Source organism: Janthinobacterium sp. JF4, assembly GCF_059617925.1.
In genome coordinates this window covers 17,779-40,426 of the sequence record NZ_JCAQAV010000015.1, presented here as the reverse complement: position 1 = coordinate 40,426, position 22,648 = coordinate 17,779, and the positions used below count along the sequence as shown (strand labels likewise).

Here is a 22,648-nt window from a genome sequence, read left to right as displayed (position 1 = left end):
CCCAAAGACTGGCATCGTTTTTTGATCGATATCTGCGAATAATTATGTCAACATTATCACCGATATTTGCTATTTGAAACACAATATTGATATCAAGCATGAAATAAATATGGATTGATTGATTTCAACGTTTGTTGTCTTAAATCAAGCCATCGAAGCGCTATTCCTGTAGCAATTTCCGTATGTCGGCCGCCAGGCTGGCCGGTTTGCTGGCCGTCGCGTAGCGGCGAAATACGCTGCCATCCTTGCGCACCAAAAACTTGGTGAAATTCCATTTGATCGACTGCGTGCCCAAGATGCCGGGCGCCGCCTGCTTTAATTGCGCAAACAGGGGATGGGCATGCGGGCCATTTACATCGACCTTGGCAAACAGGGGAAAGGTGACGCCGAAGTTTTTTTCGCAAAAGGTGCCAATTTCCCCATTCGAGCCCGGTTCCTGCTGGCGAAATTGATTGCAGGGAAAACCCAGCACGACCAGGCCCTGATCGTGAAATTCGCGGTACAGCGCTTCGAGCCCCCGGTATTGCGGCGTGAAACCGCAGGCGCTGGCGGTATTGACGATCAGCAGTACCTTGCCTTTGTAGCGCGCCAGATCGATCGGCGTGCCGTCCAGCGCCTCGGCCTGGAAATCGTGGATGCTGGTCATGTCAGAGGAGTCCCAGTGTGGTGGCGCCCGTTTGCGGGGGCGGTTCCGACGCCGTAGCGCCCTTGAGTTTGATCGCCAGCCGCAGGTCGTTGACGGAGTCCGCATTGCGCAGCGCGTCTTCATGGCTGATGGCGCCCGCTTCATGCAGGTCGAACAGGGCCTGGTCGAAGGTTTGCATGCCATGCTCGCGCGATTTCTTCATCAGTTCCTTGATCTCGTGGACCTGGCCCTTGAAGATCAGGTCGCTCATCAGCGGCGAATTGAGCAGGATTTCCAGCGCCGCCTTGCGCCCGCCGCCTTCCTTGTTGGGGATCAGCCGCTGCGAAATCATGCCCTTCAAATTCAGCGACAGGTCCATCAGCAACTGCTGGCGCCGCTCTTCGGGGAAGAAATTGATGATGCGGTCCAGCGCCTGGTTGGCGTTGTTCGCGTGCAAGGTCGCCAGGCACAGATGGCCCGTCTCGGCGAATGCGATGGCGTGGTCCATGGTGTCGCGGTCGCGGATTTCGCCGATCTGTATCACGTCGGGCGCCTGGCGCAGGGTGTTTTTCAGGGCCGTGCCCCAGTCGTCCGTATCGACGCCCACTTCGCGCTGGGTGACGATGCAGTTGCCGTGCGGATGGATGAATTCCACGGGGTCTTCGATGGTGATGATGTGGCCATGGCTGTGCGCGTTGCGGTGGCCCACCATGGCCGCCAGGGTGGTCGACTTGCCGCAGCCCGTGGCGCCCACCATGATGACGAGGCCCCGCTTGCTCATCACGATGTCTTGCAGGATGGCGGGTAAACCGAGTCCCTCCAGGGTGGGGATGGCGGTATTGATCAATCGCAAGACCATGCCTGCCTGGCCCATCTGCACGAAGGCGGACACGCGGAAGCGCCCGAGTCCTTCCGGGCTGATGGCGAAATTGGCTTCGCGGCTGGACTCGAACTCGGCCGCCTGGCGCTCGTTCATGACGGCGCGCACGTAGCCGGCCGCCTGCTGCGCGGTGAGCGCGCCGCCCGCCAGCGGCGTCAGCTTGCCGTCGAGCTTGATGGCGGCGGGAAAGCCGGCCGTGATGAACAGGTCGGAGCCGCCTTGTGCGCGCATCTGCGCCAGCAGCGCGTGCATGGCGCCATAGTGTTCGTGCGTCGTCTGCATGGCTTATTCGGGGAAGTTTTCAGGGGCCTTGGCGGCCGAGCGGGCCGTTTCCGCCGAGATCGTGCCGCGCCGCACCAGGTCGGAGAGGCACTGGTCCAGCGTCTGCATGCCGACATTGCTGCCCGTCTGGATGGCCGAATACATCTGCGCCACTTTCGCTTCGCGGATCAGGTTGCGCACGGCCGGCGTGGCCAGCATGATTTCATGCGCGGCCACGCGGCCCGCGCCATCCTTGGTTTTGAGCAAGTTCTGCGAAATGACGGCTTGCAAGGATTCAGACAGCATGGCCCGCACCATTTCCTTTTCCTCGGCGGGGAAGACGTCGATGATGCGGTCGATCGATTTCGCCGCCGACGAGGTGTGCAGGGTGCCGAACACCAGGTGGCCTGTCTCGGCCGCCGTCAGCGCCAGGCGGATGGTTTCCAGGTCGCGCAGTTCGCCCACTAAAATCACGTCAGGATCTTCGCGCAGGGCCGAGCGCAGCGCGTTGCTGAACGAATGCGTGTGCGAACCGACTTCGCGCTGGTTGATCAGGCATTTCTTCGGTTCATGCACGAACTCGATCGGGTCTTCGATGGTCAATATATGGTGGTTCAGGCGCTCGTTGACGTGGTTCACCATGGCCGCCAGGGTGGTCGACTTGCCCGAACCCGTCGGACCCGTCACCAGCACGAGTCCGCGCGGGCGCATGGCCAGCTCGCCGAAGATGCGCGGCGCGTTCAGCTCTTCCAGCGTCAGCACCTTCGACGGAATCGTGCGCAGCACGGCCGAGGCACCGCGTTCCTGGTTGTAGGCGTTGACGCGGAAGCGGGCCAGGCCGGGAATCTCGAACGAGAAATCGCATTCCAGCGCTTCTTCATACGCCTTGCGCTGGCTGTCGTTCATGATGTCGTAGATCATGCCGTGCACTTCCTTGTGCTCGAGCGGGGCCACGTTCAGGCGGCGCACGTCGCCATGGACGCGTATCATCGGCGGCAGGCCGGAAGACAGGTGCAGGTCGGAAGCCTTGTTGCTGACGGAGAAAGCGAGTAGTTCGGAGATGTCCATTTATAATCCCTGTGCCTGCATTGATGGGCTGGCGCACTGTGCCGCCGCCCCTATACACTAGAAAATGATTATGTCCACAATCGAACAGAACTTGCAAGCCGTGCGCGACAGTATTGCGCAGGCCGCCCTGGAGGCGCAGCGCGCGCCTGGTGACGTGACCCTGCTGGCCGTCTCGAAGACCTTCGGCGCGGATGCCGTGCTGGAAGCCATGCGCGCGGGCCAGACGGCGTTTGGCGAAAACTACCTGCAAGAAGCGCTCGACAAGATCGCCGCCGTCCAGCTTGCGCTGCCGCAAGGCGCACCCGTCTGGCACTTCATCGGCCCCATCCAGAGCAACAAGACGCGCCCCATCGCCGAACATTTTGACTGGGTGCACACGGTGGAACGGGAAAAGATCGCCGTGCGCCTGTCCGAGCAGCGCCCGGCCGGCTTGCCGGACCTGAATATCTGCCTGCAAGTCAATATCAGCGGCGAAGCGAGCAAGAGCGGCGTGACACCGGCAGAGCTGCCTGCGCTGGCGCGCGCCGTGGCGCAATTGCCCCGCCTGCGTTTGCGCGGCCTGATGGCCATTCCCGAACCGGAAACGGATGTCCACCTTCAGCGCGCTGCCTTTGCGCAATTGCGCGCGCTGTACGAACAATTGAAGGCCGAAGGCCTGACGCTCGACACCCTGTCGATGGGCATGTCGGCCGACTTGCGCGCCGCCGTGCTGGAAGGCGCCACCATCGTGCGCGTGGGCAGCGCCATCTTCGGTTCCCGCAACTATTCCTGATGAAGAGAGAACAAGCATGACGACAGAATTGAATATCGCCTTCGTCGGCGGCGGCAACATGGCCGCGGCCCTGATCGCCGGCCTGGCGGGCAAGCTGACCCTGGGCGGCAATATCCACGTGATCGACCCGCACGCGCCGGCGCTGGAAAAACTGCAGGCGCAATTCGGCGTCACCACGGCACCAGCGGCCGGCGACGCGCTGCGCGGCGTCGACGTGATCGTGCTGGCCGTCAAGCCGCAAAGCATGCGCGAGGTGGCGGCGCAATTGCTGCCCTTCCTCGACGGGGAACGGGCGCCATTGATCCTGTCGATCGCGGCCGGCATCCGCGCGCAAGACCTGTCGCGCTGGCTCGGTGACTATCCCGCCATCGTGCGCTGCATGCCGAACACGCCGGCCCTGATCGGCATGGGCATCACGGGCATGGTGGCCAGCGGCGGCGTCAGCGAAGAGCAGAAAAAGACGGCGGACGCCATCCTGCGCGCCGTCGGCCAGACGGTCTGGCTCGATGACGAAGCGAAGATCGACCCTGTGACGGCCGTGTCCGGCAGCGGTCCCGCCTACGTGTTTTACTTTATCGAAGCGATGCAGCAGGCCGCCGCCGAGCTGGGCTTGACGCCGGAGCAGGGCACGCAGCTGGCGATCGCCACGTTTACGGGCGCGGCGCAGCTGGCGGCCAATTCCAGCGAACCCGTGTCGCTGCTGCGCGAGCGCGTCACGTCGAAGGGCGGCACCACGTATGCTGCCTTGACCAGCATGGAAGAGAGCGGCGTGAAGGCGGCCATCGTCAAGGGCATCAAGGCGGCCGCGCAACGGGGGCGCGAGATGGGGGACGAGCTGTCGAAGTAATCAGATGACCTTGACGGCGCGGCCGATGTATAAAATCGGTCCCGTCGGCCTGCCCGTGGGCGAGCCGGTCTCTGGCTCCAGCGTGATTTCAAACAGTTGATCGGGTTGCAGCGGCGGCAGCTTGTCCAGGGTCAGCTTGAGGCTTTGCCCCGGCTTGACCAGACCCAGCGAGACGGGCGCGCCCCAGTCCTTGCCCTTGGTCCAGAATTGCAGGGCTTTTTGCTGCGGCACGGCCGTCGGCCCCAGCGGGATCAGGCTCAGGTCGCGGTTCTTGCCGCCGCGCCCGCCCGCTTGCACGACCCAGCCCGGCGATTTATCCTGCGGCGCCACCAGCACCACCAGGTAGCCGGGTCCGCCTGGCGCTTGCAGTTGTACGGCAACGAGCACGGCCAGCGCGGCCGTGGCCGCCAAGCCGCCGCCAGCCAGCACCCGCCAGAAGGCCAGGCTGTTCCACCACGCCTGCCAGCCGCCCGCCTGCCGCACGGTTTTGGGCGTAAACAGGCTGGTGCTGATGCGCGGCCACAGCTGGGCCGATGGCTGCACGGGTGGCGCCAGGGTGGTCAATGGCAGCAAGCGCTGTTCCCAGGCAGCAACGGCGTCGCGTAGGGCGGCGTCGCGCGGCAAGCGCTGTTCCACTTCCGCGCGCTCGGCCAGTTCCAATGTGCCCAGCACATATTCGCTGGCCAGCCGCTGCAGTTCCTCTTCCCCGTGGTTGTTCATCCCATGCACTCCCGCAAGGCGGCCAGGCCACGCTTGACCCAGGCCTTGACGGTTCCCAGCGGCGCTTGCAGGCGCTGCGCGATTTCACTATGGGAACAGCCATCGACGTAGGCGTACAGGATGCTGTTGCGTTTGGGCTCGTCCAGGTGGCCGAGGCAATCGTGCAGCTTGCCCATGTTCGCCTGAAGGGCGTAGGCATCGCCGGCGTCATCGCCGTGGCGTTGGTGCAGCAGGGTTTCCACGGCATCCTCGTCGGCCGATACTTCATGGGCGCGGGCGCGCGCCACGTTCAGCGCCTGGTGCCGCACCACCACATAGATCCAGCCCTTGCCGCTGCCGCGCGTGGCGTCGAAACTGCCGGCGCGGCGCCAGATGTTCATGAAGGCGTCGTGCAGCACGTCTTCAGCCAGGGCCCGCTGGCGCACGATGCGCAGGGCCACGCCCAGCAGGTAGCGGCTTTCCTGCTGGTACAGGCCGTGCAATGCCTGCTGCTCGCCCCGCGCGCAGGCGCGCAGGGCGGCATCGTAATCGTAAGGGGCGGCTTGGGCTGGCAAGGTTGGCGCAATCGTCAAGAGTGAACGGTTAGCAAGTTTTTCATGCCAAGTATAGGTCAGAAAAGTTCTTGCCAACCATCAATTTATTGTTGTTATGCAGCTTTCCAGAAGATGTAGTCGGCCTGGTAGGGCACCCATTGCTTGGCGCCAACGCTCTCCATGCCGCAGGGGCTGCTTGGCGCCACGCCGCCGCTGGTGGCCACGCGCTGGATGTAGCTGACGCCCTGCATGGCGCCGCTGCCCGTGGCCGGATTGGCTTTCACCAGCTGATACGGAATATTGCCCGCGCCGGCCGGCGCCACGGCCACTTGCGTCGCCGTCACTTTCGATCCATCCCGGCTGGCCCAGGTGGCAGGCGGTCCCACATACGTGCCGACCTGCATGCCGCCGCGGTCGTTCAGGGCCGCGTCCGGTCCCACGAAGACCCATTCATGGCCCGTCATATCCTTTTTCGCCTTGCATTCGTAGGCGATCTTGCCCACGCCCACCGTTTGCATGGCGACTTGATGGCCATCGGGTACCTTGACGGCGTTCGGCAATTGTTCCTGCGAATAGCGGGCGCTCATGGGAGCACAGGCGGCCAGGAGCAGGGCGGCGCACAGCACGGTGAGCGACGGGGCGGTATGGCGTGGGGCGGTGAAGGCAAGCATGGCGAACTCCTGGTAGTTGGCTCAACCGGCTGGTTGATACCATTACTACGCACGAGCCTGCCATTTGGATGCAGCCAGGTACAAATATTTTAAGGCGGTGCATCTTTCTTGCTGAAACGCTGCGCCAGCGCCAGCGCGACGGGGATGGCGGCCGTCGCGTGCTTGAGCAGCGCGCCGCTGGCCCGCAGCAGCGGCAGGACGCGGCGCGGACGTACGAGCAGCAGGCCCAGCACGGCGCCCCCTAGCATCAGGGGAATTCTAAAACGCGTGGCCAGGGTGTGGCGCAGATTGCCGCCCGTCAAAGGTTCCAGTAACTGGCGCGTCTGCACGCCCAGGGCCAGGCGCTGCAGCGCGCATTCGGCCAGCAGCGCGTCGCGCCGCTGCGCCAGGCTGGCGGCCGTGTGCACATGCGATAACTTGGTGGGATGCGTGGTCATGGCCGCTCCGCTCCCCGGCGGGCCAGCAGTTGCAGCTCGTCCAGGTCTTTGTTCAGTTCGGAAAGTGTGAAGGACAGCAGTTTCGGCTTGCTGCGGAAGCTGGCGCGCACGCCCAGCAGGGTGGCGATGGCGGCGCCGATGAAGACAGCGGCCGTGATGGCGATGGCGGCGATGCGGTGCGTATCCCAGAACAGCACGATGACGAGGAACACGATCAACACGAGGCCGACAAACAGGCACAGCAGTGCCAGCATGGCCAGTGCCAGATAGGACAGGAAGCGCAGCGACTCTTCTTCCACTTCCACGGCCGCCAGGGCCAGACGGGTCTGGACGATGGCGGCGAGGGTCGCTGCGACTTGGGCGACATGGTGCACGATAGCCATATGCTGCCTTTCGCGTCAGGAGACGGCCTATGCCGTCGGTGCTGCGTCGTTACTATCTAGCGGCGTGACGAGGAGAGCAGCAGGCCGAACAGCACGCCGACGACGGCGCCCGCGCCCACGGCTTTCCAGGGATTGTCCTGCACGTATTCGTCGGTGGCCTTGGCCGCCTTCTTGGTACGTTCGAGCAAGTCTTCTTCCAGCTTGATCAAGTCTTTCTTGGCCGTTTCCAGGGTGGCGATGAACTTGTCCTTGACGGCTTTGACACTCTCGCCCGTCTGATCCTTGGCGCCATCGAGCCAGCCTTCCGCTTCATTGATGACGGTTTTCAGGTCGCCGACCAGTTTGTCGCGGGCCTTGTCGGCGTCGGCGAGGATGCTGTCGCTGCTGGATTTTCCGGTATGTATCGAGCTCATGTATTACCTCATGGAAGTGAAACTGCACAGTGAAATACCAGTGTAGGCAGCAGCGGACAGGCTAGTCTTGCGCCGCCTCAAGGGCTGCTGGGGCGCAACGATGATTGCTTAACGGAAAGCAAAGTCCAGTACCACGCCCGCGAACACCGCTGCTCCTAGCCAGTTATTATGCCGGAATGCCGCAAAACACGGCATACGCTCGCGTGCGCGGATCAGGGTGTAGTGGTAAACGGCGCAGCCTGCCGCAACGACCAGGCCCGCGACGAACCAGTAACGCAGGCCCAGGTACCAGCCGCATGCCAGCCACAGCAGCAGGAAAACGGCATAGCAGGCCATGACGATGGCCACGTCGTAGCGGCCGAAGGTAATGGCCGAGGTCTTGATGCCGATCTTCAAATCGTCGTCGCGGTCGACCATCGCGTATTCCGTATCGTAGGCCACGGCCCAGAAGACATTGCCCAGTAGTAGCAGCCAGGCGACGACGGGCACGGCATTCGTGATGGCGGCAAAGCCCATGGGAATGCCGAAGCCGAAGGCGATGCCCAGATACGCTTGCGGAATCGCAAAGAAGCGCTTGAAATAGGGATAGGTGGCGGCGATGATGACGGCGGCCACGGACAGCTGCTTGGTCAGGGCATTCAGGGGCAGGATCAGGCAGAAGGCCAGCACGGTGAGCACGCCGGCCACGGCCAGCGCTTCCTTGCCGCTGATGCGACCGCTGGTGATGGGGCGGTCCGCCGTGCGCTTGACGAATTTGTCGATATCCTGGTCGGCGTAGTCGTTGATGGCGCAGCCTGCCGAGCGCATCAGGAAAGTGCCGAGGGTAAAGATGAGCAGCAGCCGCCAGTCCGGCACGCCCTGCTGCGCCAGCCACAGCGCGCACAGGGTAGGCCACAGCAGCAATACGGTACCGATAGGCTTGTCCAGCCGTATCAGGCGGAAATACAGCGCCAGCTTGTTCATGGAAGACTCGATCTTGTTGAAGAGAAAGGTCGATTATCGCAAATAGTATGTAAATGTACTATTTTGCGCCTGGGGCGCTAGTCTTCGTCGTCGCAGAGCGGCGTAATGCCAGGCAGGTTGCAGCTGGCGATGGCCGCGCACAGGGCGTCGATGGCGGCCTTGCGCGTAAAACTCTTTCGCCACAGCATCACCACCCTGCGCGATGGCACGGGGGCGGCGAACGGCCGGTATTCGAGCATGCCGTCGGTGGCGTGCATATTGGTCACGGAGGCGCGCGGCAAGACCGTCAGGCCGATGCCGCTGGCCACCATGTGGCGGATGGTTTCCAGCGAGGAACCCTCGAACGTGCGCTGCATGCCGTTGCCGGGCGAGGAAAAACGCGCCATTTCGGGGCACACTTCCAGCACCTGGTCGCGGAAACAGTGGCCATTGCCCAGCAGCAGCATGGTTTCCGATTTCAAGTCTTGCGCGGCGATTTTGTCACGCGCCGTCCACGGATGCTGGCGCGGCATGGCGACGACGAACGGTTCGTCATACAGTTCCTGCATGGCCATGCCGTGTTCGGGCAGGGGCAAGGCCATGATGGCCACGTCCAGTTCGCCCTGGCGCAGCAATTCGAGCAGGCGAACCGTGAAGTTTTCCTGCAAAATCAAAGGCATCTGCGGTACCTGGTCTATCATGGCCTTGACCAGGGGCGGCAGCAGGTAGGGGCCGATCGTGTAGATCACGCCCAGGCGCAGGGGGCCGGCCAGCGGATCCTTGTTTTGCTTGGCGAGTTCCTTGATGGCGGCCGTCTGTTCCAGCACGCGCTCGGCTTGCGCGATGATCTGCGCGCCCAGTGGCGTGACGGAGATTTCCGCGCCGCCCCGTTCGAACAGGACCACGCCCAATTCGTCTTCGAGTTTCTTGATGGCCACTGACAGGGTGGGCTGGGCAACGAAGCAAGCTTCGGCGGCATGGCCGAAGTGCTTCGCTCGCGCGACTGCAACGATATATTTCAGTTCAGTCAGTGTCATAGGTTGATTGAAACACAGGAAGTGCTTACTTGCAATGAATGAAAGGTGGCGCAAACGTGAAACTGTGGCGCCGATGGCGTATTGTAGCGGATCGCCCCCTATAATGCGGGGGCGGGCGGCGGAAGGAGAGGGCGATGGAACTGCAGATGCAGGCGCTGGAAGCGGCAATCACACTGGCGTGCCGGACAACCGGCGCACGGCAATGAACTGCGCTGTCGCCGCCCGTCAGCCGCCTGGCCGGCGTGTATGCGCTGATGATTTATCACCGGCAAGATCGCATTGCGGAAGAGGGTCTGGAACCGGCCATTCTGGCCTTGATCGACCCCTGGCGCCGGGATGCCGACGGCATTCAAGGCGATAGCCACGCCTGAGCGTGACCGTGTCGTGACCCTATTTAACACTACAAGAGATAACCATGCCTGATTTTGAAAACAAACTGTGCGGCCGTGACGAGTTGCGCGCCCGCGCCGCGGCGCTGCCGAAACCGGTGGTGGTGACGAACGGCGTGTTCGACATCCTGCACCGCGGCCACGTGACCTATCTGGCGCAAGCGCGCGCGCTGGGCGCCTCGCTGATCGTTGCCGTGAATACCGATGCCTCAGTGAAACGCCTGGGCAAGGGCGACGACCGTCCGCTGAACAGCTGCGAAGACCGCATGGCCGTGCTGGCCGCGCTCGAAGCGGTGAGCCTGGTGGTGCCGTTCTCGGAAGACAGCGCCCTGGAAGTGGTGCAGGACATCGAACCGGAAATCTATGCCAAGGGCGGCGACTACGACATGGCGGCCATTCCGGAAGGCAAGGCGGTGCTGGCGTATGGCGGCCAGGCCGTGGCCATCGATTTCGAGCACGACCGCTCGACCACCAAGCTGTTGACGAAAGTGCGGACGCAGCAGGGCTGAGGAACGTCGTCAATGTTTCCATACAGATAAAAAGACGTTACTATGAGAACTGCCAGGGCTGCGACTTCGTTTCGTCAGCCCCAGCACGTTACACCGTCTGAATGCATTGCTTGTCATAGAAAATAAATGGATCATAAAACTTCTGGGGATTGGCCACTGCCCTCCGGCGTCTGGTACGTGGATGACGATGGCGCGTGGAGCATGCAGCGCAGCGCGGACGGCCAGAATGTCTCGCCCTTGGTGAGCCATGCCGATATCGGCAAGCTGATGCTCGCGCGGCGCCTGCCCGGTGCCGCCGGTGCGCCCGTGCGGCAGTTTCCGCCCGAATTCTCGTTCGACCCCGCCTCGGGCACGGCCTTGCAAGTGCCGCCCGACACGGCCGCCACGCCGCCCTGGGTGCCGCCCTACGGCGCTCATCCCGTCAGCGACATGCCGCCGACCGGCCCGGCCGGCTTGCGCCAGGCCAGCGTCCCCCTGAAGCTGGCCGACCAGCGCGCGCGCGAAGAGCATGCGCAGGCCGACGCCTCGCTGCCCATGCCGCCGCCCGGTGAATACGAATTCTTTTCCGCCCAGTTCGGCACCAGCGCGCCTGCGCTGCTGGCGCTCGACCCGCGCAAGGCCGTCTTGCACGCCTGGCTGCCCGCCTCGAAACGCTGGCTGGCGCTGGACCCCGACTCCGGCAGCTTGCTGGCCGAATCGGATCTGGCCCATGGCGCCTGGCGCGCCGAGCTGGTGCCGCAGTTCAATAGCGTGCTGGTCTTGCCGACCAGCCATGGCCTGGCCTGCATCCGTCCCGACGTGCCTTCGCTCACTTATGTGGTCGAGCACGTGGGCGGCGCGCCGTGCGCGGCCGCGCCCGTCTGGTTCCAGAACCGCCTGTGGGCGCCGCTGCGCGACGACGATGGCCGTATCCGCTTCGTCAACCTTGACGCGCAACAAAAGCCGGGCAGCGACGTGCTGCTCGACGGCGTGCTTGAACTGGGTACCGTCAGCGCGCCTGTCGCCTACAACCGCATGGTCGTGTGGCCCTGCGCCAATGGCCAGCTGCGCCTGCAGCTGCAGCCGGACGGCAACGTGGCCGCCTCGTTCACTCCCTGGCCCGAAGGACTGGTGCCGCATTTCGAATTCGGCAGTCCGTATGTGTCGCGCGATGGCGGCCTGTGGCAGCTGTGCTTCGAGCGTAGCCGTGGCACCTATGTCTACGTGAAACTCGGTGGCCAGGTCGAGAAGGCCGATGCGCTGGCGCCGCGCCTGTGTTCGGGCAGCTTCAATTACCGCTTCGCCACCAAGCTGAAAACGGCGCCGTGGGACGAGCCGGAACACGGCGACGATGGCGGCAAGAATCAGGCTGTCATGCCGCTGCTCGAATCGAATGCTGGCAACAGCGTCTTCGGCGTGAAGTTCGCCACCAGCGCCGGCCTGTCGAGCGTGCTGCGCTCGAACGAGCGCCTGGCGGCCCAGCTGGTGCAGGACGACGAGTTGCGTGAAACCGTGTTTCATACCTTTACCGTCAGCGAGCCGTGGCGCGTGCGCCTGTTTGTGCATGAAGGCACGCTGTGGGCGTATCACCCGCTGCTGTCGCGCATCGATGGCTGGGCGTATCACCCGCTGCTGTCGCGCATCGATGGCTGGGCCTTGCAGGCATGAAAGCGCGCGTCCTGATTGCGGCCTGCGCCGCCTTGCTCAGTGCCGCCGGCGTGCAGGCAGCCGGCATCCAGCAAGCGTTTCTTGTGCAAAACTCGGGCTGGATGGAGCCGTTTTATACGGATGAACACTCGCAACTGAAAGCCCTGGTGGGCGCCGTGGCGCAGGCCGCCACCAGCCCGTCCGACAAGGTCTACACGCTGGCATTCAGCCAGAGCAGCGGCAGCAATGTGTCGCCTGCACTGATCGGGCAGGGACAGGGCGGCGCCGGCGTGGCGGGCCAGCTGGCCCATCTCGGCCTGGCGCGCAAGAGCGCCGGCGGCGCGCTGGCCGACACGGATTTCCAGGAAGCCGTCACGAAAACCATCACGGGCCCGTTCCAGTCCGCGTCCGGCATCGTGTGGATCTTTACCAATAACAAGAACAGCCCGAACAACGACAGCCAGACGGCCGAGCGCAACCGCGACTTTTACCGCTTGCTGCACCTGGAACCGTCGATTACCAAGACGGTGGTGTTTCCGCTGCGCATGCCCGTACAGGGCAAGCTGTACAGCGCCAAGGGCTTGATGGTGTATGCGCTTGCCTACGGCCAGCCGGCGTCCGAGGCTTTGACCCGCATCCTGGCCGAAGGGCGCTTGTCGCAAGTGCTGACGCGCCCGCCCGCGCGCCTGAAACCGGTGGACCAGGATGCCGTGCGCATCGTGCCCCAGTCCGTCAAGAACAGCGCCAATGTACAAGCCAGCCTGGGCCGCGACGGGCGCACCATCGTGCTCGACGTCGATGCGGCGAACCTGGTGCCGCAAGTGGTGTTGCAGGCGTCCCTGCAAAACATGTTTTTCCCGTACGTGATCGACAGCGCCAAAGTGCACGCCAGCCTGGCCGGCCGGCATGCGCCCCTGCGCGTTGCGCCGGATCAAATCCGCCAGTTGCAGCCGGGCGCCAGCCAGTCCGTGCAGGTACAGTTTGCGCTGCCGATGGCGCAGATCCCGTCGCCGTGGTCGGCGCAGGCGATCGCCGCCATGGGCAAGCAGGTGCTGCTGCCGATGCAGGCGCAGGTGGGCCTGTCGGAACAGCGGCTGGCGCTGGCGTCCAGCTTTGGCAAGGATTTGCAGGAACTGTTCCCTGGCGACCCGATCTCTGGCATGTTTACGCCGCCCGACAGCGTGCGCGCGTCGCAGGCGACGATACCGTTGCTGGTGCGCATCCAGTATCCGCTGCTGCCCGTGCTGGTGATACTGGGCGGCGTCCTGGCGCTCGTGCTGGGGCTGCTGGCGCTGGGTTTGCTGGGCACGCGCGCCACGCGCTACAAGGTGATGGCCGACGGCGTGCAGCGGCAAGTGTTGTTAAAACCATTCAAGAGTGTACAGATCCGCGATGATGACGGCCGCGACATTGGCGAACTCAAGCGTGGCCTGGGCAAGCCGGCCGTCGTGCGCGTGGCCGAAGGCCATACCTTGAGCCTGGCCTGAACCAGCATTCCTTAAAAATTCCTTCCATTCAACAGAGGCATACCATGGCGCAAGACACTCCAAAAGACAACGCAGGTTTTACTTTGCCGGTCCCGGTAACGGCTCCGGCCTCGGCGCCACCCGCCGCCGACGCACCCGCGGCCAGCGCAGCCACCACCACGGCCACCACCGAACCGGCGCCCGCGTTCGATGCGGCCGGGACGACCGATACCTCGTCGCGCGACACCCTGGTCGGCGGCGTGGTGCTGTTGCTGCTGTTTATCGCCTTTTTCTTTGCCAAGAATGCCTACGCGAATGGCCTGGTGGCCAAGCGCGTGCCGCCGAACAAGGCCAATGCCTCGGGCTGGTGGCTGTTCATCTTCCTGGCCAGCCTGGCGACGGGTGTCGTGCTGGCCGCCGTGAACGCGCATAAATTCCTTGCGCCATTGTTCATGGGCCCGCTGGTGCTGGTGGGCCTCGTTGCACTGTTGTTGACCTTTACTTCCAGCCGCCGCTAAGAACACGCCGTTGCACGCATCATCGAAGGAATCACCATGGCAGAGAACCTGAACCAAACCATCACCGGCGGCGCCAGCGAGCGCAAGCAGGACAAGATCATCGAACTGCGCCCGACCCTGTTCATCGGCATCGGCGGCACGGGCATGCAGGTGCTGATGCGCGTGCGCCGGCGCATCCTCAACACCCTGTGGGGTGGCGCAGGCAACCGCACGCGCATCGAGGGGCTGAGCGACTTTCCCATCGCGCAATTCATCCATTTCGACCTGGACAATGGCGCCGTGATCGAGAGCGGCGAGTCGCAGGCGAAGGACTTGCAGTTCGACCAGGTGAAGTTCACGGACGATGACAAGGTGGTCGAATCGTTCGACATGGACAAGTACAGCCGTGATGAAGATTCCTTGGAAAAATATCCGCACATCAAGGAATGGCTACCGCTGACGCCGCAGAGGATCCGCGAATTGCGTTTCGACATGAGCAGCGGCGCCGGGCAGATCCGTGCCGTGTCGCGCCTGTATTTCTTCGATAAATATGCCAAGATCCGCGACAAGATCCGCTTGAAGCTGAAAGCCTTGAAGGCGGGCCTGTCGCACGAGCGCCAGCTGGCTGAACTGGGCTTGCGCATGGAAACGAACCGTTTCCGTATCGTCATCGTCGGTTCCGTGGCGGGCGGCACGGGTTCCGGTTCCTTCCTCGACATGGGCTTGCTGGCGCGCTGGCTGGCGCGCAGCGAAGTGGGCGCGGCCGACGTCGAGCTGATGCTGTTCCTGCCGACCGGCTACACCAAGGCCAACAAGGACAGGGTCGAGGCCAACGGCTATGCGGCGCTGATGGAGCTGGAATCGGCCATGATGGGCAACAAGGGCTACGTGGGCCGCTGGGATGCGTATGACCGTCCGGAACTGACGCGCGAGCCGTACAGCGAGGTGTACCTGATCGATTCGGGCAATCTTGCCCAGCAGCACACCAAGGATGTCAGCGACGTCTACCACATGGTGGCCGATTCACTGTTCGAGGATTTCGCCTCGGCCGACTTCGCGCGCGCCAAGCGCTCGATCGCCGTCAACCAGGCGCAGCACAAGAACTCGCTGTACAACGCGCCCGTGCCGCAAGATCGCTTCGGCGACATGCGCCTGTATTTCTCGAAGCGCTTTTCCTCGTTCGGCATGGCTGTGCTCGATACGCGCCAGGAAGCGGCGCGCGACGAGCGGGCCCACCGCTGGGCCGGCGCCATGCTGCAAGCGTTCTTTGGCGTGGGCGGCATGGATGCGGGCGCCAACCGCGCCACGGATACGCAGCGCGATAATTTCCTTGCCGCCAATATGTTCCTGAAGGGCACGCCCTTCAGCGATTTCCCCGAGTTTTCCGACAAGAGCATCGAGCTGAAGCGTTCCAGCGGCGACTTCATCGATTTCCGCATCGTCGACGAATTGCTGGAAGACCGCCACGGCCATTTGCTGGCCGGCGTGGAAAACCGCGTCAACACGCGCATCAACGATATCCGCACGGGTTTCGACCGCAGCGAATGGCCGGCGCAGGTGCGCGATGCCATGAAGCACCTGGAACGCGACGCCGTGCGCGACCAGGATTCCACGGCCGACACGACGGAAGACCGCATCAGCAAGCGCCGCCGCGAAGTGCTGGAAGACGTCAAGAAGGTCGTGCGCGACCAGCTGTATGGCTATCTTGATAATAAAGAGTTCGGCGGCCTGGAATACGTGCTGTCGCTGGTGGAGCAGATCAAGGACCGCATCGAAGCGCCGGGTAGCGGCCTGACGGCGCAGATCGGCAACAATGCCGAGCGTTACCGCGAAATCAAGGAAGCCGTGCGCTCGCGCGAATACGAGCGCCTGCTGAACAACCTGGAACAGACGCGCAGCACCTTCGGCTTCCTCAGCAATGGCGAAAAGCAGGCGGGCGTGGTGATGGACCATTTGCGCACGGAAATGGCGAATGCCCTGAAATTCCATCTGCGCGCCAAGGCGGCCGACGAGTCCGTGCTGCTGCTGGGCGAACTGTCGCGCTGGCTAGGCAACCGTCTCGGCGTCGATGCGCAGGGCCGCGCGCAGTGGAATGGCCTGGTGGGCGAGCTGCAAACGGGCCGCGAAGGCGTGCTGGCCATGCTGGCGGAATTGAAAACGGCCAATACGATTTTGCAAAAGGACCTGGACAAGGAACACGCGACCCTGATCGTCATTCCCGTCACGGAAAAAGACATTGCGCTGCCATCGGCGGCCACCTTGCGCCAGTGGGCCGATGAAGCGTTCAAGGACATGGGCGGCTCGAAAGCGCTGTTCCCCATGCTGGGCGAACCGTCGCAGCGGGGCTTGATCCTGGCCAAAGTCACGCGCATGGCCGAGAACATGATCGCCACGGCCGGCCTGGTGGAAGGCGCGGCGAGCACACCCGACCCCCTGTTCGAAGCGCTGGAGCAGATGGAGGTATCCGAACGCCTGGACCGCTTCCGCAAGCTGCTGGCCTGCTCCATGCCGTGGATCGACGCCAACATGGCGGGCGACTTCACGGTCGTGTCGGACCAGTTCAAGTGCGTGATCGGCGTGGCCAACGCGGCCGCCTTCAAGGCGAAATTCGGCGCCGAGCTCGAATCGTGCGTGCCGACCCAGGTGGGCATCACGGTGAGCCAGCTGGAAATCGTCGAGACGGGCATCCGCGGGCGCGCCGTCTGCTATTGCGAGCTGGCCGGCGTGCCGATGACGGTGCTGCGCGGCCTGGAAGGCTGGCGCACCAGTTACCGCAAGGAAGGCGACAACGACAAGGCGCCGACCCATACGCACATCGATCCGACGCAATTCACGCACCCGATCGCGCCCAATACGGACGAGATGAAGCGCCTGGCGGAAGACTTCGGCGAATTCCTGCAAGCGATCATGCTGGGCGTGCTGACGCGCCACACGGGCCGGGTCGTGCCGCCGGGCCAGTACCAGTTTGCCGTCGAACCGGGCGACTTGCGCCGCATCGGCAACGAACGGGCTATCCGCCAGAACGGCATGCCTGCCTCGTACGAGAAAAATATCGCCCTGCGCATCGAAGAAAAATTGACGGCGCTTGACGCCGTGCAGACGGCGGCCATGGCGGCGCTGGCAAAATACTATGAACGGGGCGTGTATGCACCGAAGCTGGTGGCGCAGGCCGATGGCTCGCAGCTGCCGTACATCGGCTTTGGCAGCGCCATTTCCGCCGAAGTGGGCGCGCGCCTGCGCGAGTCGGCGCGCCGCAAGGGCATGGCCAGCGATGAGCTCGACCGCACGGTGCAAGCCTTGCTGGGCCGATTGAAGGAATGGGCGAACGTCATCGGCGACTCCGACAGCGATGCCTACGACTGGGAAGTGCGCGAGCCGGAAGCGGACGGCCAGCCGCGCCTGAAGTATGCGATCAAGCCCGAGATGCTGGAAGCGGGGCGCCTCGAACAATTGCTGCGCCCGGCAGGTGCGGCGGCTGCCCCGGCGGCAACCGCGTTCGGCATGCCACCACCGCTGGGCGGCATGCCGCCGCCGCTGGTGGAATACCAGTATTTCCTGGGCATCAACGGCCAGCAGCAGGGACCGTTCACGGCCCAGCAGATCGTGCAGTACGTGCAGGCGGGACAGGTTGTGCCAGCCACCACCAAGGTGTGGCGCGCCGGCTTGCCGGCCTGGGCCGACCTGGCCCAGTTCCCCGAACTGGCACCCTTGTTCCTCAGCGCGCCGCCACCGTTGATGCCGCCGCCCCTGGGTTGAGTGCCGGAATGCTGGAATGACGTTGGAATGAAGGATTAGTTTTGGATATCTGCAACAAATGCAAGACGGGCCTGTGGACCGTTGTCAGCCATTGCCCGTACTGCGGGCAGGCGCAGGCTGGCGCTGCCCGGCCAGCTGCGGCCGTGCCGCCACCGTTGCCGGCCGCGCCCGCGCCTGCGGCAGTCGCGCCCAAGCCGCCGCCCATGCCGATGGCGCCTGCGCCTGCGCCGAAAGCGCCGCCTGCCGTGCCGCCGCCTGCGCCGCCGAAGCCGGCCCAGCCGAAAGCCGTGGCCAAACCCGTGCCGGCAGGTCTACCGCCAGCAGTCGTGCCGCCGCCGCCGCGCAAGTGGCTGCGCTGGCTGGGCGGTATCGCCGTGCTGGCGGCCGTCATCGTCTACATGAATGGCAAGCCGGGCGGCAAGAATGAATCGGCCTGCAATGACGCCATCGATAGCGGCCTCAAGTTGGTAGCGAATGGCAGCCTGGACGGCGCCCGGCAGAAGCTGGCGACGGCGAAGAATGTCTGTACGGGCAAGTCCAGCGCCAAGGCGGACGATTTGCAGGCGGCGATCGGCAAGGCCGGCGCCGCCTCGGGCAGTTGCCAGCGCGGCGTGCGCGCCATCGAGCGGGCTATCGATGGCCATCAATTGCAAAGCGCCGCCAAGGGTATCGCCGCGCTCGACATCGATTGCGCGGGCGCTGCCAGCGTCGATTCCCTGCGCAAGCAGCTGGCGCGCCAGCAGGCGGCGGCCGCGTCCGTGCTGGTAGGCGTGCGCCAGGCGCTCGATGGCAAGGATGCGGTGGCGGCACGCAATAGCATCGCCAGGCTGGAAGCGATCGACCGCGAAGCGGTGGAATTGCCGCAGTTGAAGGCCGACGTGCAGGCGCTGTCGGCGGCCACGGCGCCGGCGCCCGTTCCAGCCCCGGTGCCGCTGGAAACGGCACCTGCCCGCGTCGTGCCAACGGAACCGACGCCTGCGCGCGTGGTCGAACGATCAGCGGTGAGCGAGCGCCGTCCGCTGGAAACGTCGCCCGTCGATAACGGCGCGGCCATGCGCAACGAGATGGCGCAATCGTTCCTGCGTGATGCCGAGCGTTCATTGCTGGAAGGCAAGTTCGATGCGGCCAAGACGTATCTGGAAAGCGCGCGCCGCGTCGATCCGGGCAATGCGCGCATCGATAATCTGTCGCGCCGCATCCGCGAGCGCGAACGGCAAGTGCTGCAGACGGAAACAACGATCAATTAGTCATTTGGGGAATCACCATGCTGAATCACACTACCTTGCGCGCGGCCGCTGCGCTGACCATCGCGGCCATGCTGGCCGGCTGCGCCACGGCGCCGATGCACCCGAACGGCGTGCGCCAGGACAGTTCCTATCCACAAGGTGGCGTCCAGGCGGCCACGGATGAGGACCCGTGCAGCGTAGGCACGACGGCCGCGGCCGGCGCGGCCGTGGGCGCGCTGCTGGGCGCGCTGGCGGGCGGCAAGAATGGCGCGCTGAAGGGCGCGGCCATCGGCGGCGGCCTGGCGGCGGCCGGTTGCCTGGCCATCAATGTCAATTCGCGCCAGACCAAGACGGCGGCGCAGGCCGACCGCGACTATATCCGCGCGCGCGGCGCGCTGCCGCGCGAGCCACAAGTGGTGTCGTACACGCCACAGCTGAGCGCGTCGACCGTCAAGCGCGGCCAGCCGTTCAAGGTCACTTCGGTGGTGGAGCTGGTCAACGGCAGCGCGCAAAGCGTCAACGACGTGCGCGAAGAGTTGGTGGTGCTCGATCCGCAAGGCCAGCCCTTCAAGTCCGGCTCGAAAGCCTTGGCCAGCAACAACAAATCGGGCGGGCGCTTTGAAAACTCGTTCGAGCTGACCTTGCCGGCCGGCGTGTCGCAGGGCGTGTATGGCGTCAAGACGAATCTGTACGTGAACGGCAAGCTGGCCGCCACGCGCGACCTGCGCACGCAACTGGTGATGCTGGATGTGGAGACGGGCGTTGACGCGCAGCTGGCGCTGCGCTGATTGCCGTATGCAAACGCGTAGGTCGGATAGCGGGGTAAAGCCCCGCGTAGTCCGACAACACCAATAACGCCAACAATGTTGTCGGATTACGGCCCCTTGGGCCTAATCCGACCTACGCGCCGCCCTGGTACCCATGTTGGCGCCAGGCCTCGTAGACAACCACTGCCACCGTATTCGATAAATTCAAGCTGCGGTTGTCCGGGCGCATGGGCAGGCGGATGCGCTGGTCAAGCGGAAAGCCGTCGCGCAGGGCGGGATCGAGGCCTTTTGTCTCGGAACCGAACACGAACACGTCGCCCGGCAGGAAGGCCACGTCGCCGAACGGGCGCGAGCCGCGCGTGGTCATGGCGAACATGCGGGCCGGGTCGGGCTGGGTGTCGGCCAGGAATGCTGCCCAGTTCTTGTGCACCTTCATCTTGGCGTAGTCGTGGTAATCGAGGCCGGCGCGCTTCATCTTGGCATCGTCGAGCGGAAAGCCCAGCGGTTCGACCAGGTGCAGCTGTGCGCCCGTGTTGGCGCACAGGCGGATGACGTTGCCCGTGTTGGGCGGGATTTCAGGTTCTACCAAAACAACGTGAAACAAAATACTCTCCTTGGGTCTAACTCTAATATATAGGTAGCGAATTCAATGCGGCGGCGTGCGCGCCACCACCAATATGCTGACCTTTGCCGCCCCTTCGCGCTTGCAGGCGCCCGCCAGGGCGTTGACGGTATGGCCGCTGCTCATCACGTCATCGACGATGCCGACATGGCATCCTTGCAATAACGGCGCGTGTTCCGGCGCGATGGCGAACGCGTGCGCCAGGTTGGCTTGCCGCTCCTGCGGCGCCACGCCGCTTTGCGCGCAAGTTTCGCGCACCCGCAGCGCCAGACGGGGCTGCAAAGGGACGTCCAGCAGGCGCGCCAGCGGGCGGGCAATTTCCAGCGCCTGATTAAAACCCCGCTCGGCCAGCCGGGCCGGGCCCAGTGGCACGGGGCACAGCAACTGCGGCGCCTCCCAAGCTGATTGTTGCTGAATGACAACATGCAGCAATTCTGCCAACAGGGGCGCCAGCGGCAGGCGCGCGCCGAATTTCAGCTGCAACAGCAACTGGTCGACGGGCGCCGCATAATCAAACGCCGTGACGGTGGCGTCATACGCGGGCCTGTGGCGCAAACAGCGTCCGCACAGCAGCGCCACCTCGATGTCCGCGAGCGGATTGGCGCACTGGCGGCAGCGGGGCCGAATCTGTCCCCGTCCTTGTCCCAAGTATTGCGCGCGGCAGGGCGAACACAGCACTTCCGGGCTGCCGATGCCGCACAGCGCGCACTGCGCCGGCAGCAAGGTCGTGCCCAGCCAGCGTCCCAGCGCTTGCCGGGCGGCATCAAGGTGGTGCCGGGTGCCAGTTCGCATCGCGATGGCGTCGTTCCATGTACACTGCCGACATTATCTCACCTCACCCGATTCAACATGCCAGTTCCCACCAGTCCGCCCAAAATGAGTGCGCCCATCGATGCGGTGCAAGTACGCGACTTCTTTTCCCGTCCGGCGCGCAGCGCGCCGTCGGACTTCCTGCGCCGCGAAGTATCAAAGCGCATGCACGAGCGCCTGGAGCTGGTGAAAATCACGCCCTTGCGCGTGCTTGACGCCGGCTGCGGCCCTGGCGCGGATCTGGCGCAGCTGCAAAAGGATTATCCCGCCGCGCAGATTATCGGTCTCGATGCAGCGCAAGCGATGGTGCAGGCGGCGCGCGCGCCAGCGTCGAAACTGGCCAGCCTGAACCAGTTCCTCAGTAAACTCTTGCCGGCCAAGGCGGGCGTGGATCTGCTGTGCGGCGACCTCGGCGACTTGCCGCTGGCGCAGGGCAGCGTCGACCTCGTGTGGTCGAACCTGGCGCTGCACTGGCATGCCCAGCCCGACCGCGTGTTCGCCGAATGGCGGCGCGCGCTGCGCCTCGACGGCTTGCTGATGTTTTCCTGCTTCGGCCCCGACACCTTCCGCGAAGTGCGCGACGCCTTTGCCGAAGCGGACTTGTCTCCGCATGCCTTGCCCTTCGTCGACATGCACGACTTTGGCGACATGCTGGTCGAGACGGGTTTTTCCACGCCCGTGCTGGACATGGAAATCATCACCGTCACCTACGATACGGCGGAAAAACTGCTGGCGGACGTGCGCGCCTTTGGCGGCAATCCGCTGACCACGCGCCGGCGCGGCCTGATGGGCAAGGCGGCCTGGCAGCGCATGCTGGCCGCGCTGGAAAAAACGCGCCGTCCCGACGGCAAGCTGGGCCTGAGTTTTGAAGTGATCTATGGCCACGCCTTCCGTCCCGCGCCGCGCGTGACGCGCAATGGCGAAGCGATTATCCGCTTCGACCTGCCCAGAAAACCCAAATAAAAGCGTAAAGAAACCGACACTTGGTCGCCATCCGCACATGGATGTTGCAGCAATCGTTGCAAAGCGCGCGCGGCCAGGAGAAGGGCGCGCTCAAAGCCGATTATTGCTTGATGGATTCAAGTTTACTTGACTATAATCGTTGATTGTTTGTCAGCTTGCTAATCAGAAAAAACAAGGGCTGCATACAAAATAAAAAAAACAAAGCAAGACTTATTCGAAGTTACTGCATTAGTATAGTAACCATCTTCCACACGAGGCCATTTCAGTGTGGGGAAGAAAAACAGGGTTCCAGCATGGTTGTCCGTCAGCGTTTTGGTTGCGGCAGCCAGCATGGAATTCGCTGGTGCTTGACGCACATGGCCGCATTCCGGCCGTGTTGCTTTCATGGAGGAGCGGCAGCGGTCCAGTACGGAGAAGTCCGCAGCCGT

Annotated in this window: 25 protein-coding genes; 11 read left to right on the top strand and 14 right to left on the bottom strand. The window is 63.9% G+C overall.

Annotated features, from left to right (window positions below; translation table 11 throughout):
* Positions 1–160: 160 nt before the first annotated feature.
* The 3 genes from AC54AF_RS13720 to AC54AF_RS13710 are packed head-to-tail and all read right to left on the bottom strand — an operon-like array spanning position 161 to position 2,834.
* Positions 161–646, bottom strand: coding sequence for a glutathione peroxidase (locus AC54AF_RS13720; protein ID WP_496636969.1), 486 nt, complete (start codon positions 644–646; stop codon positions 161–163).
* A gap of 1 nt (position 647) precedes the next feature.
* Complete coding sequence (locus AC54AF_RS13715) at positions 648–1,787, bottom strand: PilT/PilU family type 4a pilus ATPase (RefSeq protein ID WP_496636968.1); 1,140 nt, start codon at positions 1,785–1,787, stop codon at positions 648–650.
* Positions 1,788–1,790: 3 nt separating this feature from the next.
* Positions 1,791–2,834 carry a type IV pilus twitching motility protein PilT gene (locus AC54AF_RS13710; RefSeq protein WP_496636967.1) on the bottom strand — a complete coding sequence of 348 codons (1,044 nt, stop codon included), beginning with the start codon at positions 2,832–2,834 and terminating at the stop codon, positions 1,791–1,793.
* A 70-nt stretch (positions 2,835–2,904) separates the two neighbouring features.
* Between AC54AF_RS13710 and AC54AF_RS13705 the strand changes: the two genes are divergently transcribed.
* A complete protein-coding gene (locus AC54AF_RS13705; RefSeq protein WP_496636966.1) occupies positions 2,905–3,606 on the top strand; it encodes a YggS family pyridoxal phosphate-dependent enzyme in 702 nt (233 codons plus the stop codon).
* 16 nt (positions 3,607–3,622) lie between these two features.
* Positions 3,623–4,453, top strand: coding sequence for a pyrroline-5-carboxylate reductase (proC, locus tag AC54AF_RS13700; RefSeq protein WP_496636965.1), 831 nt, complete (start codon positions 3,623–3,625; stop codon positions 4,451–4,453).
* Here proC and AC54AF_RS13695 read toward each other — a convergent pair whose 3' ends face one another.
* The 8 genes from AC54AF_RS13695 to AC54AF_RS13660 all read right to left on the bottom strand — a co-directional run bounded on the left by AC54AF_RS13695 (position 4,454) and on the right by AC54AF_RS13660 (position 9,589).
* Positions 4,454–5,173 carry an anti-sigma factor gene (locus AC54AF_RS13695; protein ID WP_496636964.1) on the bottom strand — a complete coding sequence of 240 codons (720 nt, stop codon included), beginning with the start codon at positions 5,171–5,173 and terminating at the stop codon, positions 4,454–4,456. It lies immediately after the preceding gene.
* Positions 5,170–5,727 (bottom strand): sigma-70 family RNA polymerase sigma factor, encoded by a 558-nt coding sequence (locus tag AC54AF_RS13690; protein WP_496636963.1) that lies wholly within the window; start codon positions 5,725–5,727, stop codon positions 5,170–5,172. Before AC54AF_RS13690 ends, AC54AF_RS13695 begins: the two co-directional genes overlap by 4 nt.
* Positions 5,728–5,819: 92 nt before the next feature.
* On the bottom strand, positions 5,820–6,377 hold the full coding sequence (locus AC54AF_RS13685) for a DUF3455 domain-containing protein (RefSeq protein WP_496636962.1): 558 nt from the start codon (positions 6,375–6,377) through the stop codon (positions 5,820–5,822).
* A gap of 89 nt (positions 6,378–6,466) precedes the next feature.
* Complete coding sequence (locus AC54AF_RS13680; protein ID WP_496636961.1) at positions 6,467–6,814, bottom strand: hypothetical protein; 348 nt, start codon at positions 6,812–6,814, stop codon at positions 6,467–6,469.
* On the bottom strand, positions 6,811–7,197 hold the full coding sequence (locus AC54AF_RS13675; RefSeq protein ID WP_496636960.1) for a phage holin family protein: 387 nt from the start codon (positions 7,195–7,197) through the stop codon (positions 6,811–6,813). The genes AC54AF_RS13680 and AC54AF_RS13675 overlap by 4 nt, the downstream gene beginning before the upstream one ends.
* A gap of 56 nt (positions 7,198–7,253) precedes the next feature.
* A complete protein-coding gene (locus tag AC54AF_RS13670; protein ID WP_071079437.1) occupies positions 7,254–7,610 on the bottom strand; it encodes an ElaB/YgaM/YqjD family protein in 357 nt (118 codons plus the stop codon).
* A gap of 108 nt (positions 7,611–7,718) precedes the next feature.
* Complete coding sequence (gene ubiA, locus AC54AF_RS13665; protein ID WP_496636959.1) at positions 7,719–8,573, bottom strand: 4-hydroxybenzoate octaprenyltransferase; 855 nt, start codon at positions 8,571–8,573, stop codon at positions 7,719–7,721.
* 77 nt (positions 8,574–8,650) lie between these two features.
* A complete protein-coding gene (locus AC54AF_RS13660; RefSeq protein WP_131688350.1) occupies positions 8,651–9,589 on the bottom strand; it encodes a LysR substrate-binding domain-containing protein in 939 nt (312 codons plus the stop codon).
* 254 nt (positions 9,590–9,843) lie between these two features.
* Between AC54AF_RS13660 and AC54AF_RS13655 the strand changes: the two genes are divergently transcribed.
* The 8 genes from AC54AF_RS13655 (at position 9,844) to AC54AF_RS13620 (ending at position 19,846) form a co-directional block, all read left to right on the top strand.
* On the top strand, positions 9,844–9,960 hold the full coding sequence (locus AC54AF_RS13655) for a hypothetical protein (protein ID WP_496637015.1): 117 nt from the start codon (positions 9,844–9,846) through the stop codon (positions 9,958–9,960).
* 44 nt (positions 9,961–10,004) lie between these two features.
* Entirely contained in the window at positions 10,005–10,487 is a 483-nt protein-coding gene (gene rfaE2 / locus AC54AF_RS13650; protein ID WP_251351044.1) for a D-glycero-beta-D-manno-heptose 1-phosphate adenylyltransferase, read from the top strand.
* A 126-nt stretch (positions 10,488–10,613) separates the two neighbouring features.
* Positions 10,614–12,134 (top strand): hypothetical protein, encoded by a 1,521-nt coding sequence (locus tag AC54AF_RS13645; protein ID WP_496636958.1) that lies wholly within the window; start codon positions 10,614–10,616, stop codon positions 12,132–12,134.
* Entirely contained in the window at positions 12,131–13,600 is a 1,470-nt protein-coding gene (locus AC54AF_RS13640; protein ID WP_496636957.1) for a hypothetical protein, read from the top strand. The genes AC54AF_RS13645 and AC54AF_RS13640 overlap by 4 nt, the downstream gene beginning before the upstream one ends.
* Before the next feature lie 44 nt (positions 13,601–13,644).
* A complete protein-coding gene (locus AC54AF_RS13635; protein ID WP_131688354.1) occupies positions 13,645–14,097 on the top strand; it encodes a hypothetical protein in 453 nt (150 codons plus the stop codon).
* Between the two features lie 36 nt (positions 14,098–14,133).
* A complete protein-coding gene (locus tag AC54AF_RS13630) occupies positions 14,134–17,832 on the top strand; it encodes a tubulin-like doman-containing protein (protein ID WP_496636956.1) in 3,699 nt (1,232 codons plus the stop codon).
* Positions 17,833–17,873: 41 nt separating this feature from the next.
* Complete coding sequence (locus AC54AF_RS13625; protein ID WP_496636955.1) at positions 17,874–19,079, top strand: hypothetical protein; 1,206 nt, start codon at positions 17,874–17,876, stop codon at positions 19,077–19,079.
* Between the two features lie 17 nt (positions 19,080–19,096).
* The gene (locus AC54AF_RS13620; protein ID WP_496636954.1) at positions 19,097–19,846 is read left to right on the top strand and encodes a hypothetical protein; all 750 of its coding nucleotides are present in this window, start codon (positions 19,097–19,099) and stop codon (positions 19,844–19,846) included.
* A 112-nt stretch (positions 19,847–19,958) separates the two neighbouring features.
* Here the strand turns inward: AC54AF_RS13620 and trmL are convergent, their stop codons facing one another.
* Positions 19,959–20,429 (bottom strand): tRNA (uridine(34)/cytosine(34)/5-carboxymethylaminomethyluridine(34)-2'-O)-methyltransferase TrmL, encoded by a 471-nt coding sequence (gene trmL / locus AC54AF_RS13615; RefSeq protein WP_496636953.1) that lies wholly within the window; start codon positions 20,427–20,429, stop codon positions 19,959–19,961.
* Positions 20,430–20,471: 42 nt separating this feature from the next.
* Positions 20,472–21,239 carry a phosphoribosyltransferase family protein gene (locus tag AC54AF_RS13610; protein ID WP_496636952.1) on the bottom strand — a complete coding sequence of 256 codons (768 nt, stop codon included), beginning with the start codon at positions 21,237–21,239 and terminating at the stop codon, positions 20,472–20,474.
* A 57-nt stretch (positions 21,240–21,296) separates the two neighbouring features.
* Here AC54AF_RS13610 and AC54AF_RS13605 point away from each other — a divergent pair, with 57 nt between their 5' ends.
* On the top strand, positions 21,297–22,220 hold the full coding sequence (locus AC54AF_RS13605) for a methyltransferase domain-containing protein (protein ID WP_496636951.1): 924 nt from the start codon (positions 21,297–21,299) through the stop codon (positions 22,218–22,220).
* Positions 22,221–22,378: 158 nt separating this feature from the next.
* Here AC54AF_RS13605 and AC54AF_RS13600 read toward each other — a convergent pair whose 3' ends face one another.
* Positions 22,379–22,606: a hypothetical protein gene (locus AC54AF_RS13600; RefSeq protein WP_496636950.1), complete on the bottom strand. Its 228-nt coding sequence runs from the start codon at positions 22,604–22,606 to the stop codon at positions 22,379–22,381.
* Positions 22,607–22,648 lie beyond the last annotated feature (42 nt).